General features: G+C 68.4%; 21 protein-coding genes and 1 riboswitch. Of the genes, 13 read left to right on the plus strand and 8 right to left on the minus strand.

What is annotated here, in order from left to right; all coding sequences use genetic code 11:
• The first annotated feature begins 27 nt into the window (after positions 1–27).
• Positions 28–252, plus strand: coding sequence for a hypothetical protein (locus tag ACOJTB_RS06605; RefSeq protein WP_420101729.1), 225 nt, complete (start codon positions 28–30; stop codon positions 250–252).
• Positions 253–335: 83 nt separating this feature from the next.
• On the opposite strand, the gene ACOJTB_RS06610 is transcribed toward ACOJTB_RS06605, so the two are convergent.
• Entirely contained in the window at positions 336–605 is a 270-nt protein-coding gene (locus tag ACOJTB_RS06610; protein ID WP_420101730.1) for a hypothetical protein, read from the minus strand.
• A gap of 166 nt (positions 606–771) precedes the next feature.
• On the opposite strand from ACOJTB_RS06610, the gene ACOJTB_RS06615 reads away from it, so the two are divergent.
• The 12 genes from ACOJTB_RS06615 (at position 772) to ACOJTB_RS06670 (ending at position 13762) form a co-directional block, all read left to right on the plus strand.
• On the plus strand, positions 772–1944 hold the full coding sequence (locus ACOJTB_RS06615) for a zinc-dependent alcohol dehydrogenase (protein WP_420101731.1): 1173 nt from the start codon (positions 772–774) through the stop codon (positions 1942–1944).
• A 121-nt stretch (positions 1945–2065) separates the two neighbouring features.
• The gene (gene hemN, locus ACOJTB_RS06620) at positions 2066–3409 is read left to right on the plus strand and encodes an oxygen-independent coproporphyrinogen III oxidase (protein WP_420101732.1); all 1344 of its coding nucleotides are present in this window, start codon (positions 2066–2068) and stop codon (positions 3407–3409) included.
• A gap of 12 nt (positions 3410–3421) precedes the next feature.
• Positions 3422–4153: a Crp/Fnr family transcriptional regulator gene (locus ACOJTB_RS06625; RefSeq protein WP_420101733.1), complete on the plus strand. Its 732-nt coding sequence runs from the start codon at positions 3422–3424 to the stop codon at positions 4151–4153.
• Positions 4154–4305: 152 nt separating this feature from the next.
• A complete protein-coding gene (gene ccoN, locus ACOJTB_RS06630) occupies positions 4306–5892 on the plus strand; it encodes a cytochrome-c oxidase, cbb3-type subunit I (RefSeq protein ID WP_420101774.1) in 1587 nt (528 codons plus the stop codon).
• An 11-nt stretch (positions 5893–5903) separates the two neighbouring features.
• Complete coding sequence (ccoO, locus tag ACOJTB_RS06635; protein WP_420101734.1) at positions 5904–6668, plus strand: cytochrome-c oxidase, cbb3-type subunit II; 765 nt, start codon at positions 5904–5906, stop codon at positions 6666–6668.
• 11 nt (positions 6669–6679) lie between these two features.
• Positions 6680–6835, plus strand: coding sequence for a cbb3-type cytochrome c oxidase subunit 3 (locus ACOJTB_RS06640; protein WP_420101735.1), 156 nt, complete (start codon positions 6680–6682; stop codon positions 6833–6835).
• 3 nt (positions 6836–6838) lie between these two features.
• Complete coding sequence (gene ccoP / locus ACOJTB_RS06645; RefSeq protein WP_420101736.1) at positions 6839–7723, plus strand: cytochrome-c oxidase, cbb3-type subunit III; 885 nt, start codon at positions 6839–6841, stop codon at positions 7721–7723.
• Position 7724: 1 nt separating this feature from the next.
• The gene (gene ccoG / locus ACOJTB_RS06650; RefSeq protein ID WP_420101737.1) at positions 7725–9161 is read left to right on the plus strand and encodes a cytochrome c oxidase accessory protein CcoG; all 1437 of its coding nucleotides are present in this window, start codon (positions 7725–7727) and stop codon (positions 9159–9161) included.
• Positions 9162–9197: 36 nt separating this feature from the next.
• On the plus strand, positions 9198–9719 hold the full coding sequence (locus ACOJTB_RS06655) for a FixH family protein (RefSeq protein WP_420101738.1): 522 nt from the start codon (positions 9198–9200) through the stop codon (positions 9717–9719).
• A gap of 2 nt (positions 9720–9721) precedes the next feature.
• A complete protein-coding gene (locus ACOJTB_RS06660; protein WP_420101739.1) occupies positions 9722–11923 on the plus strand; it encodes a heavy metal translocating P-type ATPase in 2202 nt (733 codons plus the stop codon).
• Positions 11920–12114, plus strand: a complete 195-nt coding sequence (ccoS, locus tag ACOJTB_RS06665) for a cbb3-type cytochrome oxidase assembly protein CcoS (RefSeq protein WP_420101740.1) — start codon at positions 11920–11922, stop codon at positions 12112–12114. Before ACOJTB_RS06660 ends, ccoS begins: the two co-directional genes overlap by 4 nt.
• Before the next feature lie 124 nt (positions 12115–12238).
• The gene (locus tag ACOJTB_RS06670; RefSeq protein ID WP_420101741.1) at positions 12239–13762 is read left to right on the plus strand and encodes a PAS domain-containing protein; all 1524 of its coding nucleotides are present in this window, start codon (positions 12239–12241) and stop codon (positions 13760–13762) included.
• Between the two features lie 29 nt (positions 13763–13791).
• Here ACOJTB_RS06670 and ACOJTB_RS06675 read toward each other — a convergent pair whose 3' ends face one another.
• The 7 genes from ACOJTB_RS06675 to aroQ form a co-directional block, all read right to left on the minus strand.
• Entirely contained in the window at positions 13792–14595 is an 804-nt protein-coding gene (locus tag ACOJTB_RS06675; protein ID WP_420101742.1) for an ABC transporter ATP-binding protein, read from the minus strand.
• Positions 14592–15629 (minus strand): FecCD family ABC transporter permease, encoded by a 1038-nt coding sequence (locus tag ACOJTB_RS06680; protein WP_420101743.1) that lies wholly within the window; start codon positions 15627–15629, stop codon positions 14592–14594. Before ACOJTB_RS06680 ends, ACOJTB_RS06675 begins: the two co-directional genes overlap by 4 nt.
• A 10-nt stretch (positions 15630–15639) precedes the next feature.
• Positions 15640–16674, minus strand: a complete 1035-nt coding sequence (locus ACOJTB_RS06685) for an ABC transporter substrate-binding protein (RefSeq protein ID WP_420101744.1) — start codon at positions 16672–16674, stop codon at positions 15640–15642.
• A 230-nt stretch (positions 16675–16904) separates the two neighbouring features.
• Positions 16905–17115, minus strand: a riboswitch (cobalamin riboswitch).
• A 48-nt stretch (positions 17116–17163) separates the two neighbouring features.
• The gene (locus ACOJTB_RS06690) at positions 17164–19071 is read right to left on the minus strand and encodes a bifunctional sugar phosphate isomerase/epimerase/4-hydroxyphenylpyruvate dioxygenase family protein (RefSeq protein ID WP_420101745.1); all 1908 of its coding nucleotides are present in this window, start codon (positions 19069–19071) and stop codon (positions 17164–17166) included.
• Between the two features lie 15 nt (positions 19072–19086).
• The gene (locus ACOJTB_RS06695; protein WP_420101746.1) at positions 19087–19917 is read right to left on the minus strand and encodes a shikimate dehydrogenase family protein; all 831 of its coding nucleotides are present in this window, start codon (positions 19915–19917) and stop codon (positions 19087–19089) included.
• A complete protein-coding gene (locus tag ACOJTB_RS06700) occupies positions 19914–20969 on the minus strand; it encodes a Gfo/Idh/MocA family protein (protein ID WP_420101747.1) in 1056 nt (351 codons plus the stop codon). Before ACOJTB_RS06700 ends, ACOJTB_RS06695 begins: the two co-directional genes overlap by 4 nt.
• Entirely contained in the window at positions 20966–21424 is a 459-nt protein-coding gene (aroQ, locus tag ACOJTB_RS06705) for a type II 3-dehydroquinate dehydratase (RefSeq protein ID WP_420101748.1), read from the minus strand. Before aroQ ends, ACOJTB_RS06700 begins: the two co-directional genes overlap by 4 nt.
• Positions 21425–21436: the final 12 nt, after the last annotated feature.

Raw genomic sequence — 21436 nt, forward strand, 5'->3', positions numbered from 1 at the left:
GGCAGACGGAGCGATCAGGAGATGATCATGACGCAGCATAGCGACGAGACCGACCGCAAGCTGAAGCGGGATGCCGCAAGCGGGACCCCGGCCCAGAAGGATGCGCAGGGCCAGTACGCGCCGACGCCGGCCAAGCCCAATGCGGGCGGGCTGCACAGCGCGAACCCGGTCGTGCTCTCCGGCGATGGCGATGCCACGCAGGGCAGCGGCCATGGCCGCGAGCGCGACCCCAAGGGCCCGAAATCGGGCTGACCGGCTTTCGCGCGAGGGGCTATGCCATCCCTCGCGCGAAGGGTTGTTCCCGCGCGCTGACGATGTCCGCGCGAGCCTCGCTCTCAGTCCTTGTGCAGCCTGCCCATGAATTCCGGAACGCCAGAGAAGGGCAGATCATCGGCGTTCAAATCCCCGCGCGGCAGGTCCCTCGTCGGCTTGTCCGCCAGAAGCGACTCCGCCGCCTGAGCGATCGCGGGCGGAGGCTCCATCTCCTCCTGCAGATGCCATTCCACCTTGTCGCGCGGCTCGCCGCTTCGGCGCGCGAGCTCCGCCATCCAGTCGGTTCCCTGATAGCGCTCGGCCAATGCGAGCGCCCATTCCCTGCCGGTCATCGCCTGTCTCCTTCCGCTGTCATCCAGACAGAACGGAGCGGAGCGATCCCCGCCCCGGCTCGGTACGCCCACGCACCCGCACCGGAGCCCCCCGAACGGCAGCGGGAGCCCGGCGGTTGCCCCTCCGAACGACGGGGCGCGGCTGCGCGACAGAGGGAAGCGATCGATGAGGGCACTGCGCTGGCACGGAAAGAGCGACATTCGCTGCGACACGGTTCCCGATCCGCAAATCGAGGATGCGCGGGACGTGGTCATCAAGGTCACCGCCTGCGCCATCTGCGGCTCCGACTTGCACCTCTATGACGGATACACGCCGACGATGGAGGCCGGTGACATCGTCGGCCACGAGACCATGGGCGAGGTCGTCGAGGTCGGCAGCGCGGTCGGCAAGCTCAAGGTCGGCGACCGCATCGTGGTGCCGTTCAACATCGCCTGCGGGGAATGCTTTTTCTGCCGCAAGCAGATGTTCTCGCTCTGCGACCGCTCCAATCCCAATGCCGAGCAGGCCCGCAAGCTGATGGGCCAGTCGCCCTCCGGCCTGTTCGGCTATTCGCATATGCTCGGCGGCTTCGCGGGCGGGCAGGCTGAATATCTACGCGTGCCTTATGCCGATGTCGGGCATGTGAAGATTCCAGATGGCATTCCAGACGAGCAGGTGCTGTTCCTGTCCGACATCTTCCCCACCGGCTACATGGCCGCCGAGAACGCCGAGATCGAGCCCGGCGACACGGTCGCGGTCTGGGGCTGCGGGCCGGTCGGGCAGTTCGCCATCCAGTCGGCCTGGATGCTGGGGGCGGGCCGGGTGATCGCCATCGACAACGTGCCGGAGCGGCTGGCGCTTGCCGCCGGGGCCGGGCGGGCGGAAATCGTGAATTTCGACGATGCGGATGTCTATGACCGGCTGATGGAGATGACCAAGGGGCGCGGGCCCGACCGCTGCATCGACGCGGTGGGCGCGGAGGCGCATGCGGGCGGCTCGGTCGACGCCGTCGTCGACAAGGTCAAGGCCAGCCTCTATCTCGGCACCGACCGGCCGCATGTGCTGCGGGAGGCGATCATGTGCTGCCGCAAGGGCGGCACGATCTCGATGCCGGGCGTCTATCTCGGCTTTCTCGACAAGGTGCCGATGGGCGCCTTCATGAACAAGGGGCTCACCCTCAAGACGGGGCAGACCCATACCCACCGCTATCTCGAGCCGCTGCTGGCGAAGGTTCTGAACGGGGAGATCGACCCGTCCTTCGTCATCACCCACCGGGCCGGGCTGGAGGACGGCCCCGAACTCTACCGCACCTTCCGCGACAAGGCCGATGGCTGCATCAAGGTGGTGATGACGCCCTGACGCCTTTGCGCGAGCCGGCGCCGGAACTCGCCTTTCCGGCGCAGGCCCTTGTCCCAGATCAAAGTGTGCCACATCGGCCTGGCGTATCGCTCGTCGAGATCTCTCAACGATGCGGTCCCCGATGCGCCCGGCTTCCTATCGCGACGAACGGCTTCCCCGCTATACGAGCTATCCGACCGCGCCGCATTTCGATGCCGCGATCGGGCCCGAGGATTACGGCCGATGGCTCGCGCAGCTGCCCGGCGGGCTGGACGCTTCGATCTATGTGCATGTGCCGTTCTGCCGGTCGATGTGCTGGTATTGCGGCTGCCACACCACGGTGGCGCTGCGCGGCGGGCCGATCGCGGATTATCTCCACGCGCTGCATGACGAGATCGACCTCGTCGCCGAGCGGGCCGGCCGCAGGCTGCCGGTGCGCCACCTGCATTTCGGCGGGGGCACACCGACGATTCTCTGCCCGGAGCAATTCACGGCGCTGATGGGGCGCCTGCACCGAGCCTTCGACTTCGCCGCCGATGCCGAGATCGCCATCGAGATCGATCCGCGCCGGCTTGATCCGGCGATGATCACGGCCCTCGCCGAAAACGGCGTCAACCGGGCGAGCCTCGGCGTCCAGAGCTTCGACCCGCAGGTTCAGAAGGCGATCAACCGGGTCCAGAGCGTCGAACAGACGGCCGGCACCGTGGCCGGACTGCGGCAGGCGGGGATCGCTTCGATCAGCCTCGATCTGATCTACGGCCTGCCGCTCCAGACCGTCGCCTCCTGCCTCGACACGGTGGAGCAGAGCCTCGCCCTTTCGCCGGACCGGATTTCGGTCTTCGGCTATGCGCATGTGCCGGGCTTCAAGAAGCATCAGCGCCGCATCAACGAGGCGCAGCTTCCGGACGGCGCGGCGCGCCAGGAACAGGCGGAGGCGATCGCGGGCCGGCTCGTGGCGGCCGGCTATCGCCGCATCGGCCTCGACCATTTCGCCCTGCCGGGCGATGCGATGACGCGGGCGCTCGACGAAAACCGGCTGCACCGCAATTTCCAGGGCTACACCACCGATGCCTGCGAAGTCCTGATCGGCCTCGGTGCCTCGGCGATCGGCCGGCTGCCGCAGGGCTATGTCCAGAACGACACCGTGCTCGCCCGTTATGCGCAGGCGCTCGCGCAGCGGCGCCCAGCCACGGCCAAGGGCTATCGGCTCAGCGCCGACGACAGGCTCCGGGCGGAAGTGATCGAGCGGCTAATGTGCGACCTCGATGTCGATATCGGCGCGATCTGTGCCCGCCATGGCGCGCCACGCGGGCTGCTGGACGACTCGCTGCTCAAGCTCGCGCCGCTCGCCGCGGAAGGCTTGGTGACACTGCAGGGCAGCCGTATCCGCCTCCACGACGAGACCCGGCTGATGGCACGCAAGATCGCCTCGGCCTTCGACAGCCATCTCGACCAGGCCGCGCGCCGCTTCAGCCCGGCCGTGTGAGGAGGCTTCGCCATGGCACATTCCTTCGATGCCGCCGGCCGGACCGGCACGATGACCCGCAGCGATTGCGCCGCCTGCCTCTGGCGTGACTATGGCCCGGCGCAGCCGCTGCCGCAGCGCCTGGCCGCACCGGGCACGATGATCTTTCGGCAGGGCGAACCCGCCGGGCCTGTCGCGATCCTGTGCAGCGGGACGGTGCGCCTGTTCCAGACCCTCTCCGGCGGGCGCCGCCAGATCGTCAGCTTCGCCGTCGCGGGCGACGCGCTCAATCTCGACGAGGGGCTCAACGATCTCAGCGCCGAGGCGATCGACGCGGTGAGCCTGTGCCTGATCGACCGGTCCGCGCTGGCGGGGCTGCTGGCGCGAGAGCCGGTGCTCGCCGCGCAGCTCCTGGCGCGCACGGTGCGGGACCTGTCGCGGCTGCGGCGGCAGCTCTCCTGGATCGGCCGGCAGACGGCGGATGAGCGGATTTCGAGCTTCCTGCTCGATTTCCACAAGCGCAGCACCGGCAGCGAGTCCGAGCCCATGCTCAAGCTGCCCATGAGCCGGCAGGATATCGCCGACCATCTGGGCCTCGCCATCGAGACCGTGAGCCGCGTGCTGGGCCGGCTGTCGGCGGAAGGTTCGCTCGGAGTCGTGCCTGGCGGGGTGACGTTGCTCGATCCGCAGCGGCTGAGCGCGGCCGTGGTGCCCCACCGGCCCGGCCAGGCGCCGCGCTACCGCTCCTGGAAGCGGCCCGGTTGATCTGCATCAAGGCCACGGGAAGCAGCGAGGCCTAAGCCCCCTATCAGGACAAACAGGGTATGCGGGGCGAGACGATGGCAGGGATCGGATATCCGGTCAGGCGGTTGACGGCCGGGGAAATGGTGGGAATCGCGCTCGCCGGCACCGCGGCCATGGGCCTGCTGCCGATCGCCAGCCTGACCGAGAGCGGCGCCTTCGCCTTCCACGCCGTGGTCGGCATCCTGGCCGCACTCGGCACCATCCTCTTCATCGGCAACCGCGCCTTCGACGGGCGCAGCCTGCCGGTGCCTCAGGAGATCGACGGCAAGCCCAACTACAATATGGAGCCGGTGAAATTCGCGACGGTCGCGGCGATGGTCTGGGGCATAGCCGGCTTCGCCGTCGGTCTCCTGATCGCCTCCCAGCTCGCCTTTCCGGCGCTCAACCTCGACCTGCCCTGGACCAATTTCGGCCGGATGCGGCCGCTGCACACTTCGGCGGTGATCTTCGCCTTCGGCGGCAATGTCCTGCTCGCCACCTCGTTCTACGTGGTGCAGCGCACCTCCCGGGCGCGGCTGGCGGGCAATCTGTCGCCCTGGTTCGTCGTGCTCGGCTACAATCTCTTCATCGTCATCGCCGGCACCGGCTACCTGCTCGGCATCACCCAGGGCAAGGAATACGCCGAGCCGGAATGGTATGCCGATCTGTGGCTGACCATCGTCTGGGTGGTGTATCTGCTGGTGTTCCTGGCGACGCTCGCCAAGCGCAAGGAGCCCCACATCTATGTGGCCAACTGGTTCTATCTCGGCTTCATCCTGACCATCGCCGTCCTGCATCTGGGCAACAATCTGACGATCCCGGCCTCGGTGCTCTCGCCGAAATCCTACATCGTCTGGTCGGGCGTGCAGGACGCGATGTTCCAGTGGTGGTACGGCCACAACGCGGTCGGTTTCTTCCTGACCGCCGGCTTCCTCGCGATCATGTACTATTTCGTGCCCAAGCGCGCGAACCGGCCGGTCTACAGCTACCGGCTCTCGATCATCCATTTCTGGGCGCTGATCTTCCTCTATATCTGGGCCGGCCCGCATCATCTGCACTACACCGCCCTGCCCGACTGGGCGCAGACGCTGGGCATGACCTTCTCGATCATGCTGTGGATGCCCTCCTGGGGCGGCATGATCAACGGAATCATGACCCTCTCGGGCGCCTGGGACAAGCTGCGCACCGACCCGGTGCTGCGGATGATGGTGGTCTCGCTGGCCTTTTACGGCATGTCCACCTTCGAAGGCCCGCTGATGTCGATCAAGGCGGTGAACGGGCTGTCCCACTACACCGACTGGACCGTCGGCCATGTCCATTCCGGCGCGCTGGGCTGGGTCGCCTACATCTCCTTCGGCGCGATCTATTGCCTCGTTCCGTGGCTGTGGAACCGCCGCGAAGTGTATTCGCTCAAGCTGGTCAACTGGCATTTCTGGATCTCGACGCTCGGCATCGTGCTCTACATCTCGTCGATGTGGGTCGCCGGCATCATGCAGGGCCTGATGTGGCGCGCCTATACCGCGCTCGGCTTCCTTGAATACTCCTTCATCGAGACCGTGGCGGCGATGCACCCCTATTACGTCATCCGCGCGCTGGGCGGGGCGCTCTTCCTGATCGGCGCGCTGATCATGGCCTTCAACCTCTGGATGACCGTGCGTTCCGGCGAGGCCGAGGCCTCGGAGCCCGAGGCGCGGATCCAGCCGCAGCTCGCCGCCGCCTGAGGATCGCACCCATGTCCAACATCGCGACACAAGCCGGCCGCCGTTCGCTCTGGTCCCGGCACAAGGTCTTCGAGACCAACTCGATCCTGCTGATCATCGGCGTGCTGCTGGTGATCTCGGTCGGCGGCCTCGTCGAGATCGCCCCACTGTTCTACCTGAAGAACACGATCGAGAAGGTGGAGGGCATGCGGCCCTATACCCCGCTCGAACTGGCGGGCCGGGCGATCTATGTCCGCGAGGGCTGCTACAACTGCCATAGCCAGATGATCCGGCCGCTGCGCGACGAGGTGGAGCGCTACGGGCATTACTCGCTTGCCGCCGAGAGCATGTACGACAAGCCCTTCCAATGGGGCTCCAAGCGCATCGGGCCGGATCTCGCCCGCGTCGGCGGCAAGTATTCGGACGAATGGCACCGGCTGCACCTGACCGATCCACGGCTGATCGTGCCGCAATCGATCATGCCCGGCTACGCCTTCCTGTTCCGCAACGAGCTGAAGGCCGGCGACATCGCGGCGGAGATGAGCGCCAATCGTCTGGGCGGCGTGCCCTATACCGACGCGATGATCGGCGCCGCGCTGGTCGACCTCAAGGCCCAGGCGGCGCCTGACCATCCCGGGCAGGACGATCTCGCCAAGCGCTACCCCAAGGCGCAGGCCCGCGATTTCGACGGCGATCCCGGCCGCATCACCGAGGCCGACGCGCTGATCGCCTATCTGCAGGGCGTCGGCACGCTCGTCGATTTCAAGCTCTACGACGACAAAGCCAATATCCGCTGAGCGAGGCCGCGATGGATTCCACCTACCACATGCTGGCCCGTTTCGCGCAGTCGGCCGGGCTCCTCTACTTCGTCGGCATCTTCCTCGGGGTCTGCGCCTACGCCTTCTGGCCGAAGAACCGCAGCCGCTTCGAACAGGCCGCCTTGCAGCCCCTGCAGGAGGATTGAGCGATGGACCCGAAGACGCACGCCCCCGAGATCGACGCCCAGACCGGCATCGCCACCACCGGCCATGAATGGGACGGCATCCGCGAGCTCAACACGCCGCTGCCGCGCTGGTGGCTCGGCATCTTCTACGCCTGCATCGTCTGGTCGATCGGATACTGGGTCGTCTACCCGGCCTGGCCGCTGATCGACGGCGCGACCAAGGGCGTGCTGGGCTACGCCACCCGCATCGAGATCGAGAAGGACATGGCGGCGCTGCAGGCCACGCGCGCGGCCCAGGCCGCGGGGCTGGCGGATGCGTCCCTCGCGCAGATCAAGGCCGATCCCAACCTCTTCCGCCTCGCCATGGCGCAGGGCAAGGCCGCCTTCGGCGACAATTGCGTCGCCTGCCACGGGGTAGGCGGGGCGGGCGCCAAGGGCTTCCCGAACCTCAACGACGACGACTGGCTCTGGGGCGGCTCGCTGGAAACGATCCAGCAGACGCTCCAGCACGGCATCCGCGCTGCGACCGATCCCGACACCCGCATCGGCCAGATGCCGGCCTTCGGCAAGGACGGCATCCTCAAGCGCGACGAGATCGCGGCCGTCGCCAACCATGTCCGCACGCTTTCGGGCCTCTCGACCGAGCCGAAGGCGGATCTCGCCCGCGGCCGCACGATCTTCGCCGAGACCTGCGCCGCCTGTCACGGCCCGCAGGGCAAGGGCAATCCGGAGCTGGGCGCGCCCGATCTCAGCGATGCGATCACGCTCTATGGCAACGACCTCGCCTCGATCACCGAGACCATCACGAATGGCCGCGGCGGCGTGATGCCGGCCTGGACCACGCGGCTGGATCCGACGACGATCAAGTCGCTTACCGTCTATATCCATTCGCTCGGCGGAGGGCAGTGAGGTGTCGATCGGCGAGGCCGAGGACCTGCCGCTCTTCGCGGCGTCGAAGAAGGTCTATCCGCAGAGCGTCTCGGGCCCGTTCCGGCGCCTGAAATGGGCTCTGCTGGTCCTCTGCCTCGCGATCTACTACCTGCTGCCCTTCCTGCGCTGGGATCGCGGGCCGAACCTGCCGAACCAGGCGGTGCTGCTCGACCTCGCGAACAACCGCTTCTACTTCTTCTTCATCGAGATCTGGCCGCAGGAGGTCTACTACTTCACCGGCCTGCTGGTGATGGCGGCCTTCGTCCTGTTCCTGATGAACGCGGTCGCCGGGCGCATCTGGTGCGGCTATCTCTGCCCGCAGACCGTCTGGACCGATCTCTACCTCGCCGTGGAGCGCGTCTTCGAGGGCGACCGGCGCGAGCGCATGATCCGCGACGGCATGGCCTGGAGCCTCGACACGCTCTGGCGCAAGGCCGCCAAGCATCTCAGCTGGGTCATGATCGCCTGGTGGACGGGCGGCGCCTGGGTGCTCTACTTCGCCGATGCGCCGACGCTGGTGCGCGAGCTCGCCACGTTCCATGCGCCGATGATGGCCTATGTCTGGATCGGAATCCTGACCTTCACGACCTATGCGCTCGCCGGGCATATGCGCGAGCAGGTCTGCAAGTTCATGTGCCCCTGGCCGCGCATCCAGGCGGCGCTCACAGACGACGAGGCGCTGAACGTCACCTATCGCTACGATCGGGGCGACCCGCGCGCCTCGGTGAAGCAGGCGGCCCGGCTGCGGGCCGAGGGCCGGCCGGCGGGCGACTGCGTCGATTGCCAGCAATGCGTCGTCGTCTGCCCGATGGGCATCGACATCCGCGACGGCGCCCAACTCGACTGCATCCAATGCGGGCTTTGCATCGACGCCTGCGACACGGTGATGGACAAGATCGGCCGCCCGCCCCGGCTGATCGGCTTCGACACGGAGGCCAACATCCAGCGCCGGCAGGCGGGGCTGACCCCGATCTACCGCATCGTGCGGCTGCGGACGCTGATCTATCTCGGGCTCATCGCGATCGTGGGCGGCGCGATGCTCTGGCAGCTGGCGACGCGCGCCACGGCGGGTCTTTCGGTGCTGCACGAGCGTGCGCCGCTCTTCGTGCGGCTGCAGGACGGCTCGCTGCGCAATGCCTACAGCCTGCGCATCCTGAACAAGCGGCCCGAGGAGCGCCCCTTCGCCCTTACCGTCTCCGGTCTCTCCGGCATCGCCATCGAGGCGATCGGGGTCGCCGCCACGGCGGATCTGCGCCCGATCGTCAGCGTCGCCCCCGATTCCTCGCGCGAGGTCCGGGTGCTGGTGACGGTGCCGCACGACACCCCCCTGGCGCAGAGCCAGACGATCACCTTCACGGCGTCGGACCTCTTCGCGGGTGAGGTCGTCCGCACGCAGGATCATTTCATCGCCCCCTGAGACGAGGACAGCATGTCCTGCTGCGGAGCCTTCATCATGCCGATCGAGCTGCCGGCCGGCCCGGCCGAACCGCGACGCCCCTTCGAGGTGACCGGGCTCCTCGTGCTGGCGAGCCTCGTCGGCTTTTTCCTCGTGGTCGCCGGCGTCAACGCGACGATGATGACGATGGCGATCCGGACCATGCCGGGGCTCGACGCCAAGAGCGCCTATGAGACGAGCCAGCGCTTCAACGGCGAGTTCCAGCGCATGCGCGCGCAGGATGGTCGCGGCTGGTCCGCCGAGGGCGATGTCCGGCGCGTCGATGGCGGTGTGCGCATCGCCCTATCCATGCGCGACCGGCTGGGGGCGCCGGTCACTGGGCTGCGCGTCTCGGTCGTGCTCGAGCACCCCGCCACCCATGGGCTCGATCGCGCCGCCCTCCTGACCGAGGAGGCGCCCGGGCTCTACGGCATCGCGCTGGGCGAGGTCCATGCCGGCCGCTGGGGGCTCGGCATCACCGCCCTCCAAGGCGAGGAGACGGTCTTCGTCTCGCAGAACCGCATCGCGCTGAAGGACTGACCATGGCCGCCATGCAGGATCTCTCGGTGTTCGTGCGCCACGGGCCGGAGGGCACGGCCGGCATGGAGCTGGCTGTCGACGGCATCCGCTGCGCCGGCTGCATGCATGCGATCGAGGACGGGCTCCAGCGCGAGGCCGGATTGCTGACGGCGCGGGTGAACCTCGCGCTCAAGCGCGTCACCGTGGAATGGCGCGAGGGAGCGCTCAAGCCCGAGACGGTGATCGAGCGGCTGGCAAGCCTCGGTTTCAAGGCCTATCCCTTCCTGCCCGGCGGGCAGGAGGACGCCGATGCGCGGGAAGAGCGGCGGCTGCTGCGCTGCCTCGGCGTCGCCGGCTTTTCGGCCATGAACATCATGCTGCTTTCGGTCTCGGTCTGGTCGGGCAATGCCAGCGATATCGAGCCCTCCACGCGCGATCTCTTCCACTGGCTGTCGGCCCTCATCGCGCTGCCGACCGCCGCTTATGCGGGACGGCCCTTCTTTGAGAGCGCCATGCGGGCGCTGCGCGCCAGCGGCGTCAATATGGACGTGCCGATCACGCTCGGCGTCGTGCTGGCGCTCGGCATGTCGGTGGTCGAGACCTGGCATCACGGCCAGCACGCCTATTTCGACGGGGCGGTGATGCTCCTCTTCTTCCTGCTGATCGGGCGGTATCTCGACCAGCTGATGCGGCGCCGCAGCCGCGACCTCGCCGGCAATCTCGCCGCGCTGAAGGCGGAAACCGCGACGCGGCTCGATGCGGATGGCAGCGCCGTCTCGCTGCCGATCGCGGCGATCCGGGCCGGCGATCTCGTCATGGTCGCCCCGGGCGAGCGCGTCTGCGTCGACGGGCTGGTGGAGGATGGCCGCTCGGCGCTGGACCAGAGCCTCGTCACGGGCGAGACGCCGGCTCTGCCGGTGGCGCGCGGGGCGCGGGTCTATGCCGGCACGCTCAACCTCTCGGGCGCCTTGCGGGTACGGGTCGAACGGGTCGGCGCCGGCACCTTGCTCGACGAGATCGACCGTCTAATGGCGCAGGCGGTGGAAAGCCGCTCGCGCTATGTCCGGCTGTCGGACAGGGCCGCGCGCCTCTATGCGCCGATGGTGCATGCCACGGCGCTCGCCAGCTTCCTCGGCTGGCTCGCCCTCGGGCTGGCTTGGCAGCAGGCGCTGGTGATCGCCATCACCGTGCTGATCATCACCTGCCCCTGCGCGCTCGGGCTGGCGATCCCCGCCGTGCAGGTCGTCGCCGCCTCTGCCCTGTTCCAGCGGCGGGTGATGCTGAAGCAGGGCGATGCGCTGGAACGTCTGGCCGAGGTCGACACCGTCGTCTTCGACAAGACCGGGACTCTGACCCTGCCCGAGGCCGAGATCCTCAATCCCGAGGCGCTGCCGCCGGAGCAGCGCGCGGCCATCGCCTCGCTCGCTGCCGCCAGCCGCCATCCGCTGGCTCAGGCGCTGGTCAGGGCGCTGGGCTCGGGCCGGCCGGCCGGCGGCGTGGTCGAGGTCAGCGGCCAGGGCCTCGCCGTCACGGTCGAAGGCGCGGAGCGCCGGCTCGGCAGCGTCTCCTTCTGCGGAGCGGAGCACGAGGCCGAGGCGGCGCTCGCGGCCTATCCGAACGCCTCGCTCATCGCCTATCGCGATGGGCAGACCCGGATCGCGATCGCCATCGGCCAGAAGCTGCGGCCGCAGGCCCTGGAAACGATCGACCGGCTGAGGGCCGAGGGGCTGCGCGTCGCCATCTTCTCCGGAGACAGGCCCGATGCGGTGGGGCCGGTCGCCACCGCCCTCGGCGTCGAGACCGTCCGCGCCGGGCTGCTGCCGGGCGAGAAGCTCGCCCTGCTGGAGGAACTCGCAGCGAAGGGCCGCAAGGTGCTGATGGTCGGCGATGGGCTGAACGATGCTCCAGCGCTGGCGGGGGCGCATGTCTCGATGTCGCCGATCAGCGCGACCCATCTCGCCCAGGCGGCGGCCGATGTCGTTTTCATGGGCGATGGTCTGCTGCCGGTGGCGCAGGCGCTTGCCATCGGTCGCCGCGCCCGCAGGCTGATGGTGCAGAATCTCTGGTTCGCCGTTCTCTACAATCTCGTCGCCGTGCCGGTCGCCGTGGCGGGGCTGGTGACGCCGCTCGTCGCCGCCGCCGCGATGTCGGGCAGCTCGCTCGTGGTGACGCTCAACGCGCTGCGCGGCCGCCCGGCCCGGAGCACCGGGGAGGAACCGGCATGAACATCATCGTGATCCTTCTGCCGCTGGCGCTCGGCCTCGGGCTGGCCGGGCTCGGCGCCTTCTTCTGGTGCATGCGCACCGGGCAGTTCGTCGATCTGGAAGGGGCCGGCTGGCGGGTGCTGCGCGACGACGACATCGGACCGCAGCCGGACGAGCCTGTTGCGGCTGACAGCCTGCGTCGGCCGCGCTGATCGGGCGCGCTGCCCATCCGACATCCGGGAACCGGAAGCCCGCTCGTCGCTTTCGTTCGCTGGACGGCGCTGCTAAAGGACGCAAGTCGGCAGCGGGGGAAACGGTGCGGCAGCAGGATCCTTTATGAACGCCAGCGACGAGCATGCGCGTATCGACGCGGAAATCGACCGCGTCGGTAAATCATCGGATCCGTTCGCTTCCGCCGTCCGCGCAACGCGGATGCCGATGCTCATCACCGATCCCAACAAGCCCGATAACCCCATCGTCTTCTGCAACGAGGCCTTCATCCGGCTGACGGGCTATTCGCGGCAGGAGATCATCGGCTTCAACTGCCGCTTCCTGCAGGGGCCGGAAACCGACCCGGCCGATATCGACCGCCTGCGCGACGCGATCCGCCGCCGCGCCGAGATCGAGATGGAGATCATCAACCACCGCAAGGACGGCACGAAGTTCTGGAACCGCGTGCTGATCTCGCCGGTCTTCGACGAAGACGGGCGCCTGACCTATTTCTTCGCCTCGCAGCTGGACGTGACGCTGGAGCGCGACCGGCTGGTGCGGCTGGAGAAGGATCGCGATGCGCTGGAGCAGGCGGTGGAGCGCCGCACCCGCGATCTGCGCCTGTCCGAGGAGCGTACCCGCTTCATCCTCACCGGCGCGCGGCTCGGCTCCTGGACGCTGACCTTCCCGGATCTGCGCCTGACCTGCTCGGATATCTGCAAGCGCAATTTCGGCAAGCTGCCGAGCGACCCCTTCGCCTTCGAGGACATGAAGGCCGCTGCGATCGAGGATGACCGCGTCAGGCTGGAGGCCGCGATCATGGCCGCGCGCGACACGGGCACCGATTTCGAGCTGGAATTCCGCGTCAGAACGCCCGCCGGCGAGACCCGCTGGCTGATGGCGCGGGCGCGGCCGCATATCGGCGTGGACGACACGGTCAGCAGCCTGTCCGGCATCATCATCGACCTGACCGACTCCAAGCGCAACGAGGAGCAGCGGCACATCCTCACCGCCGAGCTCAAGCACCGGGTCAAGAACTCGATGGCAACCGTGCAGTCGATCGTCACCCAGTCGCTGCGCAACGCCGAATCGATCGGCGAGGCGCGCTCGGTGATCAGCGCGCGGCTGCAATCGCTCTCCGGCGCGCATGATCTGCTGACGCGGGAGAACTGGAACAGCGCCACCATTCCCGAGATCGTGGCGGCGGCCACCGCTTCCTTCGACATCCCGAAAGGCGAGCGCTTCTCGATCCATGGGCTGGATCTGAAGATGCCGCCGCGCGGCACCATGGCGCTGATGCTGGCGCTGCACGAGCTGGCGACGAACGCAGTGAAATACGGCGCCCTTTCAGTGCCCCACGGCCATGTCGTCGTCGACTGGCATGTGGTCAAGCACGCCTCGACCGATATGCTCGAGTTCCGCTGGCACGAGTTCGGCGGCCCGCCAGTGCCCGGATCGCCGGCCCGGCGCGGCTTCGGCACGAGGCTGATCGAGGCCGTGCTCGCTGCCGAGCTCGACGGCAAGGCTTCGATCGATTTCCGGCCGAGCGGCGTCGTCTTCAAGCTCGTCGCGCCGGTGCCCGACCAGGACAAGACGCCGGTCGCGGCCGAGGACGAGGAGATCTTCCGCCGCCATCTCGCCCAGGATTGAGAAGCGCCCGCCGGGCAGGCCGGATCACCTCAAGCGGCGCTGACCGGGGCGGTCCTCACCGCAAGCGGCGGGGCATCGACGAGATACTCGATATGGCGCCGGCCGGAGACGCCCGGGCGGATGGCAACCGCGACGCCGAAGACCGAGCGGATCATCTCTTCGGTCAGCACCGCCTCCGGCGCGCCGGCGGCGACCAGCCGCCCCTCCTGCATCACCGCGATCTCGTCGCAATAGAGCGCCGCGAGATTGAGATCGTGCAGGGCGATGATGCAGGTGATGCCGAGCCTGCGGATCAGCGTCAGGATCGAGAGCTGGTGCTGGATGTCGAGGTGATTGGTCGGCTCGTCGAGAATGAGTTCGCTCGGCTCCTGCGCCAGGGCCCGGGCGATATGGACGCGCTGGCGTTCGCCGCCGGAGAGCGTATGCCAGAGCTGATCGTGCCGGTGCTGCAGCCCGACGCGGCCGAGCGCCTCGTCCACCGCCGCCTCGTCGGCGGGGCTCCAGGAGGCGAGCGCGGCCCGGTGCGGCGTGCGGCCGAGGCGCACCACGTCGCAGACGGACAGCTGAACCTCGGTCGTCGCCTGCTGCTCGACGAAGGCGAGGCGGCGCGCCAGCTCCCGGCGCGGCACCCCGGCAATGTCCCGCCCGTCGAGCGTCACCACGCCGCTTGCGACGTTGCGCAGGCGGCAGAGCAGCCGCAGCAGGCTCGACTTGCCCGAGCCGTTGGGCCCGATCAGGCCGAGGATTCGCCCCGGCGCCGCTTCCAGCGTGATGCCGTCGACGATCATGCGACCGGCGACCCCCCAGCTGACAGTCCTGGCGGCAAGGGTCACGAGCGCCTCCTGGCACGGTAGAGAATGACCGCGAAGGCCGGGGCGCCGAAGAGCGCCGTCACGACGCCGATCGGCAGGATCTGTTGCGGGATCAGGATGCGCGACAGGATGTCGGCCCCGATCATGAACAGCGCGCCGCCCACGAGGCAAGCCGGCAGCAGCCGTGCATGGCCGGAGCCGACGAGGAAACGCGCCGCATGCGGGATGACGAGCCCGACGAAGCCGACCGTTCCCACGATCGAGACCATCACCGCCGTGATGACCGCCGTGGTGACGAACAGCACCACGCGCACCCGCGTCACCGCCACGCCCAGCGCGGCGGCGGAATCGACCCCGAAGGCGAAGGCGTCGAGCGCCTTTGCGTGGACCATGCAGATGGCGAAACCGGCGAGGGCGACAGGTGTCGCGATCCACAGATCGGGCCAGCGCACGCCCCCGAAGCTGCCCAGCAGCCAGAACATCACGCCCCTCGCCTGCTCGGCGCTGGCGAGCGTCGTGACGATGGTCGCGGTGGCGGCGTTGAAGAGCTGCGAGGCGGCGACGCCGGACAGGATGACCCGGTCGCTCGCGCCGCCCGCGCCCGAGGCCAAGAGCGCGACCACGGCCAGCGCCGCGCAGGAGCCGATGAAGGCGCCGGCCGACAGGCCGAGCGTCATCCCGCCGACCCCCAGGATCAGCACCGCGACGGCGCCGGTGGAGGCGCCGGCCGAGATGCCGAGGATATAGGGCTCGGCCAGCGGATTGCGCAGCAGCGCCTGCAGGATCGCGCCCGAGATCGCCAGCGAGCCGCCGCACAGCGCCGCCATCAGCGCCCGGCTGAGCCTGTAGTCGAAGATCACCCCCTGCTGGATCGCGCTGACCGGCAGGCCGAGATCGAACAGCCCGTTGCCGAGCGCCCGCAGCGCGATGTCGAGGGGGATCCGCATCTCGCCGACCGTGACCGCCAGCGCGATGGCGAGCGCCAGCGCGACGAGCGCGAGGACGCCGGCGCCGATGCGCAACGGCCAGTTCGGCCCATGGGCAGCATGGCTCAAGGCGCGCGCCTCAGTTGACCGGACGGAAGCCGGCGAGGGCGCGCACCAGGGTCTCGATGCCGTCCACCGTGTCGATGCCGGCGCGGGTAGCGGCGACGTCGATCACGGCGATGCGCCCGTTCTTCACGGCGTCGAGCTTGCTGGCGACGGGGTCCGTCTTCAGGAAGTCCAGCTTCTTCTCGATATCGTCGGCCGGGAAGCGGCGGCGATCCATCTTCACCGCCACGATGACGGAGGGGTTGGCGGCGGCGATCGTCTCCCAGCCCACCAGCGGCCATTCCTCGGTCGTCTCGATGACGTTGCGGGCGCCGAGCTTGGCGAGGATATAGCCCGGCACGCCGTTCTTGCCGGCCATGAAGGCATCGCCCTTGATGTCCTTGCTGGAGAACCACAGCGCCACCGACAGATCCTTCGCCTTCAGGTTCGCGACGGCCTCGACCGCCTTCTGCTCCCGCGCCTGCAGGGACGCAACGAGCTGCTCGGCCCGATCGGAGACGTCAAAGATCTGCCCGAATTCGCGGATGTTCCGGTAGACGAGGTCCATGGTGAACATGGTGGTGCGCACGCCGTCGCCGCCGCCGCTATTGTCCTTGCCGACGCAGTCGGTGGGCGAGACATAGGTCGGCACCTTGACCTTGGCGAACTGGTCGCGCTTGCCGACGATGCCGTTGGGGCCGATGTGCCACTCGAACATGGCGGTCACCAGATCGGGGTCCTGCGCCAGCACGGCCTCGAAACTCGGATCATTATCGGCGAGGCGCTTCACCTTGGCGTTGATCGCCTCATAGGGCTTGGCGACGGGCGAGAACCAGACGGCCGTGCCGACGACGCGGTCGCCGAGGCCGAGGGCGTAGAGGATCTCGGTCTGCGTCTGGCCGACCGACACCACGCGCTTGGGCGGCGCGGTGAAGGTGATTGTCTCGCGGCAATTCTCCAGCGTCAGCGGGTAGCGCGTCGGCTCGGCTGACGCGGCGCCGGTGAGCGCGAGGATCAAAAGCGCACCGAGAACCGGGCGGGACGGGATCAAGCGGCGGGACGGCGACATCGGAGGCTCTCGGTATGTAACAATGTTACATTTGCGATAGCGCCTGACGAACCGCCGCGTCAAGCGGAGGGCGGCCTCGCCGCATGACGCTGCCAAAGGCGACTGAATGAATGTGGACATGATGGTCATCGCTCCCCGAGATGAAGGGCGGGAGCAGGCGGACGTGACCATTCGCAAGGCGCCTTGACGCCCCGATCCCGGCACATCCATCGGAGCACCCCGCCCGAAAGACGTCTTCAGCGGTCGGGGCAGGTCTCCTGGCTCGCGGGTCAGCGCCTGTTTCGCCCGGCCTTCCCGGCGCTGCAGGCGCCAGTGGACGATGGACGAAGGGCTCGCCGCTTACAGTTGCGGGGGCAGCTTCGGCTTCGGCGCTGCCGCGCCTCACCGAATTCCCTCTTAGCTTCGGGCAGTGCCCGAAGAACCTCGATCGCCGATCAGCTTAGAGAGTCGCCGGCAGCCGTCAAGGCGGGATCGCCGCGCACCGAAGCTTCAATGACCCAGGGGCGACGGCATGGAGATCGGCCTCGCGAGCCTCGCCTGCGCCGTCAGGCGGATACCTGCATTGGGCGCGCCATAGCCGGCATAGCCGTCGCGCTGGACGATTTCGAAGAACAGCCCGCCATCGAGCGTCTGGGTATAGGCCTGATGGAAGCTGCCGCCGGCATCGCCGTCGTAGAGAATGTTCAGCGCCTTCAGCACGTCGATCTCGTGAGCCGGCAAATCGGATCGAGCCTCGAGGTCGTCGTAATAGTTTTCCGGGATCGGCAGCATGGCGACGCCGTTCGCCACGAGGTTGCGGACCGTGCCGACGATGTTGTCGGTGGTCAAGGCGATGTGCTGCACGCCGGAGCCGAAGAAATCGGTGACGAAACGGGCCGAGAGCGTGCGGTGGCTCTGGGACCCGTTGAGGATGAGGCGCAGCCCATGGCCGTTGCGGCCGTCGAGGCCGCTCTCGACCACCTGGCTCTGGACGACGCCGCCAGGATCGAGCACGGCCTGGCTCGGAGTCTTCCTGGTGTCGAACAGCGAAGAATAGAAGAGCAGCCAGGTCAGCATCTCCTCATATTGCATCGTCTGCGAGATGTGATCGACGCCGGTCAGGCCGGCATCGGGGCCCGCCTCGCCGGTCGGCTCGAAATCGACCTGCGACCAGCGCCCGAGCGCGGAGCCGCCGTCGATGAAGTAGATCAGGCTGCCGCCGAGCCCGCGCACGGCGGGGATGTCGAGTTCGCCCGGGCCGACCGCGCCAGCATGGGGCACGTCGAGCAGCGCCTTGGCGCGGGCGGTCGCAGCCTGCGCATCCGGCACGCGCAGCGCCAGCGCGCAGACCGAGGTGCCGTGCGTGATCTGGTAGCTGTGGGCGAAGCCGTCATCCTCGCTGTTCAGCACGATCCGGATATCGCCCTGGCGCCAGAGCGCGACCTCCTTGGAGCGGTGCGTGCCGGTCTTCGAAAAGCCGAGAGCGCGCAAAAGGCTCTCGAAGCCGGGGCGCTCGATCTCCGCCACCGCGAATTCGATGAATTCGACGGCCTCGACCGGGCCCGGGGGCGGCATCGGCACGGCCCCGGATACAGGCCTGCCGCTCTGCCTCGCGGTCTCATCGAGGAGCCAGATCAGCGAGCGGTGGCCGTCGAGCGCCACCGAGCGGGCGGAGCCGGCGCGGAAGCGGTCGTTGAAGATCTCCAGCGAGAGCACCCCGTCATAGCCGGTCGATGCGAGGGCGCGCATGAAGGCCGCCAGATCCAGATCGCCCTGCCCCGGCAGGCAGCGCCAGTGGCGGCTCCAGGACAGGTAATCCATCTGCAGCAGCGGCGCGTCCGCCATCTGCACCATCGCGATCCTGTCGCGTGGAATGGCGCCGATGGCGGACACGTCGAGCTTGCGCGACAGGATATGGAAGGAATCGAGCACGATCCCGACCTCCGGCCGGTTGGCCCGGCGCACGATCTCCCAGGCGTCGCGATAGTCGAAGATGTGGCGGCCCCAGGCCAGCGCCTCGTAGCCGACCTTGAGCCCGCGACGGCCCGCCCGCTCGCCGAGCTCCGCGAAATCCTCCGCGAGGCGGTCGATGCCGGCCTGCGCCTCGGGCGAGGTGTTGGAGCAGACGAAGAGCATGTCGCTGCCCAGCTCCTGCAACAGGTCGAACTTGCGCTCGGCCCGGTCGAAGACGCGCTGGCGGCGGCTTTCGGGCATGCCCTCGAAATCGCGGAAGGGCTGGCAGGTGACGATCGCAAGCCCGAGATCGGCGCAGATGCGCCTCACCTGCGCGGGCGAGCCGGGAAAGGCGATGAGATCGTTCTCGAAGATCTCGACCGCCCTGAAGCCCGCGGCGGCGATGGCCTCCAGCTTCTCCTGCAGCGTGCCGGAGACGCAGACGGTCGCGATGGAGGGGATCATGCGTCCTGTCCTTCTTCAGCCAAGCTTGGCCACGCTCCTGAGATCCTCGGCCGTGGTGGTAGGAAGGCCGAAGAATTCGAGATAGGCGGGGATCTGCTCGAAAAGCATATCGGTGCCGATCTGGGTTCGACAGCCACGGGCCCGCGCTGCCGCGAGAAAAGCCGTGACGTCCTGCTTCATCACCACCTCGCCGACGAAAGCCTCCGGCGCCAGCCGCGCGACATCCAGCGGCAGCGGATCGCCCGGCTCCATGCCGAGCGGCGTGGCGTTGACGACGATGTCGAAGCCGGCCGGGTCGTTCGAGCCGGTAGCGGCCTCGAGCCGGGGATAGTGCCGGCGCAGGCGGCCGGCCAGGGCCTCAGCGGACGCGGCATGCGTATCGTAGACCGCGAGCCTCGCCGCCCCGGCGCGCGCCAGCGAGGCGGCGATGGCCGAGCCGACGCCGCCGCACCCGACGACGAGCGCCCTGCAACCTGCGACAATGCACCCCTTGCGCAGCAGGCCGCGAACGAAGCCCTCGCCGTCGAACATATCGCCGACGAGACGACCCTCTTCGTCGAGCCGCACCGCATTGCAGGCGCCGGCGATCGCCGCCGTCGGCGAGATGATGTCCACCAGCCCCGCCGTGGTCACCTTGTGCGGCATCGTCACGAGGGCGCCGAGCGCGTTGGAAAGCCGAAACACCAGCCCCAGGAACTGCGGGTAATCCTCTGCCTTGCACCCCATCGGCACGACGACGGCATCGATGCCTTCGCGCTCGAAATAGGGATTGTAGATCAGTGGCGCCTTGAAGCTCCCCGTCGGGTAGCCGAGATGGGCGATCAGGCGGGTGGTTCCGGAGATCATGCGGCCACGCCTTCGGGGATCGCCGGGCTGGCCGCCTCGCCCGTGCGGATCGCGCGCTTCACCGCATCGATGACGGCGAGCGTCTTCAGCCCTTCGCGGCCGGAGGAAATCGGCGCGGCGCCGTTGCGGACGACATCGCAGAAATGCCGGATCTGCACCTTCAGCGGATCGTCCGGCAGGAAGGGCACGCGCTCGCGCTGCAGGGGCTCCCACCAGCCGCGCTTGTCCCGGTTCGACCAGATTTCGAGCTGCGGGATGGAAAGTGCGCCATGGGTGCCGCCGATCTGGTAGCAGGACTGGTCCTGCTGCGGATAGGCGGGGTTCTCGCCGGTGGTGAGCTCCCAGCTCCAGGGCGCGACGACCGAGTCGGAGACCGTGACCGTGCCGAGCGCTCCGCTCTCGAAGCGCAGCAGAATGGCGGCGGTCTCCTCCACGGCGTGGCCGCGAACCGCGTTCGAGCTCAGTGCCTGAACCGAGACGATCTCTCCGCAGAGATAGCGGAAGAGATCGATGTCATGGATCAGATTGAGCAGGATCGGCCCCGCCCCCTCCTCCCTGCGCCAGGGCACCTCGAAATACTCGTCCGGCTTCATCAGCCAGAACTGGCCGCTCAGCGTCAGCACCCGGCCAAGCCGACCGCTGTCGAGGATCTCCTTGGCTTTCGCGACCATGGGATTGTAGCGGCGGTGGTGGCCGGTCAGCAGCGGCACACCGGCCCGTTCGGCGGCGACGACGAGGCGCGCCGCACCGGCCAGGTTGTCCGCGAGCGGCTTTTCGACGATGGCCGGAATGCCGACCTCGATCGCCTCCAATCCGCCCGCGACGTGGAGCTGGTTCGGCGTGGCGATGACGACGCCTTCCGGCCGCCCCGCGGCGAGCATCTCGGCAAAGCTGGCGAACCAGGGCGCCCCGAGGCGTTCGGCCTCCTGACGGCCCGCCGGCGAGGGATCGACGATCGCCGAGAGCGCGGCGCGAGGCTCGCTCGCGACATGCTCGGCATGGCGCCGGCCGATCAGGCCGGCCCCGACGACGGCGATGCGGACCTTCGTCACGCGGAAGCCTTTCCGGCCTCGTCGAGCAGCTTCGCGATGCGGCGCAGGCCGAGCTGATAGCCCTGCGTGCCGAAGCCCGCGATCACCCCGTCCGACCGCATGGCGACATAGGAATGGTGGCGAAAGGCCTCGCGCTTGTGGACCTGCGAGATATGGCACTCGATCACCGGGCCCTCGAAGGTGTTGAGCGCGTCGAGCAGCGCGACCGAGGTGTGGGTGAAGGCGGCCGGATTGATGACGATGCCGGCGCCGTCCTCGCGCGCCTCGTGGATCCAGTCGATCAGCTCGTATTCGCGGTTCGACTGGTGGAAGCGCAGCGTCAGGCCGAGTTCCCCGGCCAGCGCGCGGCAGTCGCGCTCGACATCGGCCAGGGTCTCGTGGCCGTAGATGTGAGGCTGGCGCTTGCCGAGAAGATTGAGGTTCGGCCCGTTGAGGATGTAGACGAGGCGGGACATGGTGGCCGGCTT

This window comes from Allobosea sp., assembly GCF_048595345.1.
GTDB lineage: Bacteria > Pseudomonadota > Alphaproteobacteria > Rhizobiales > Beijerinckiaceae > Allobosea.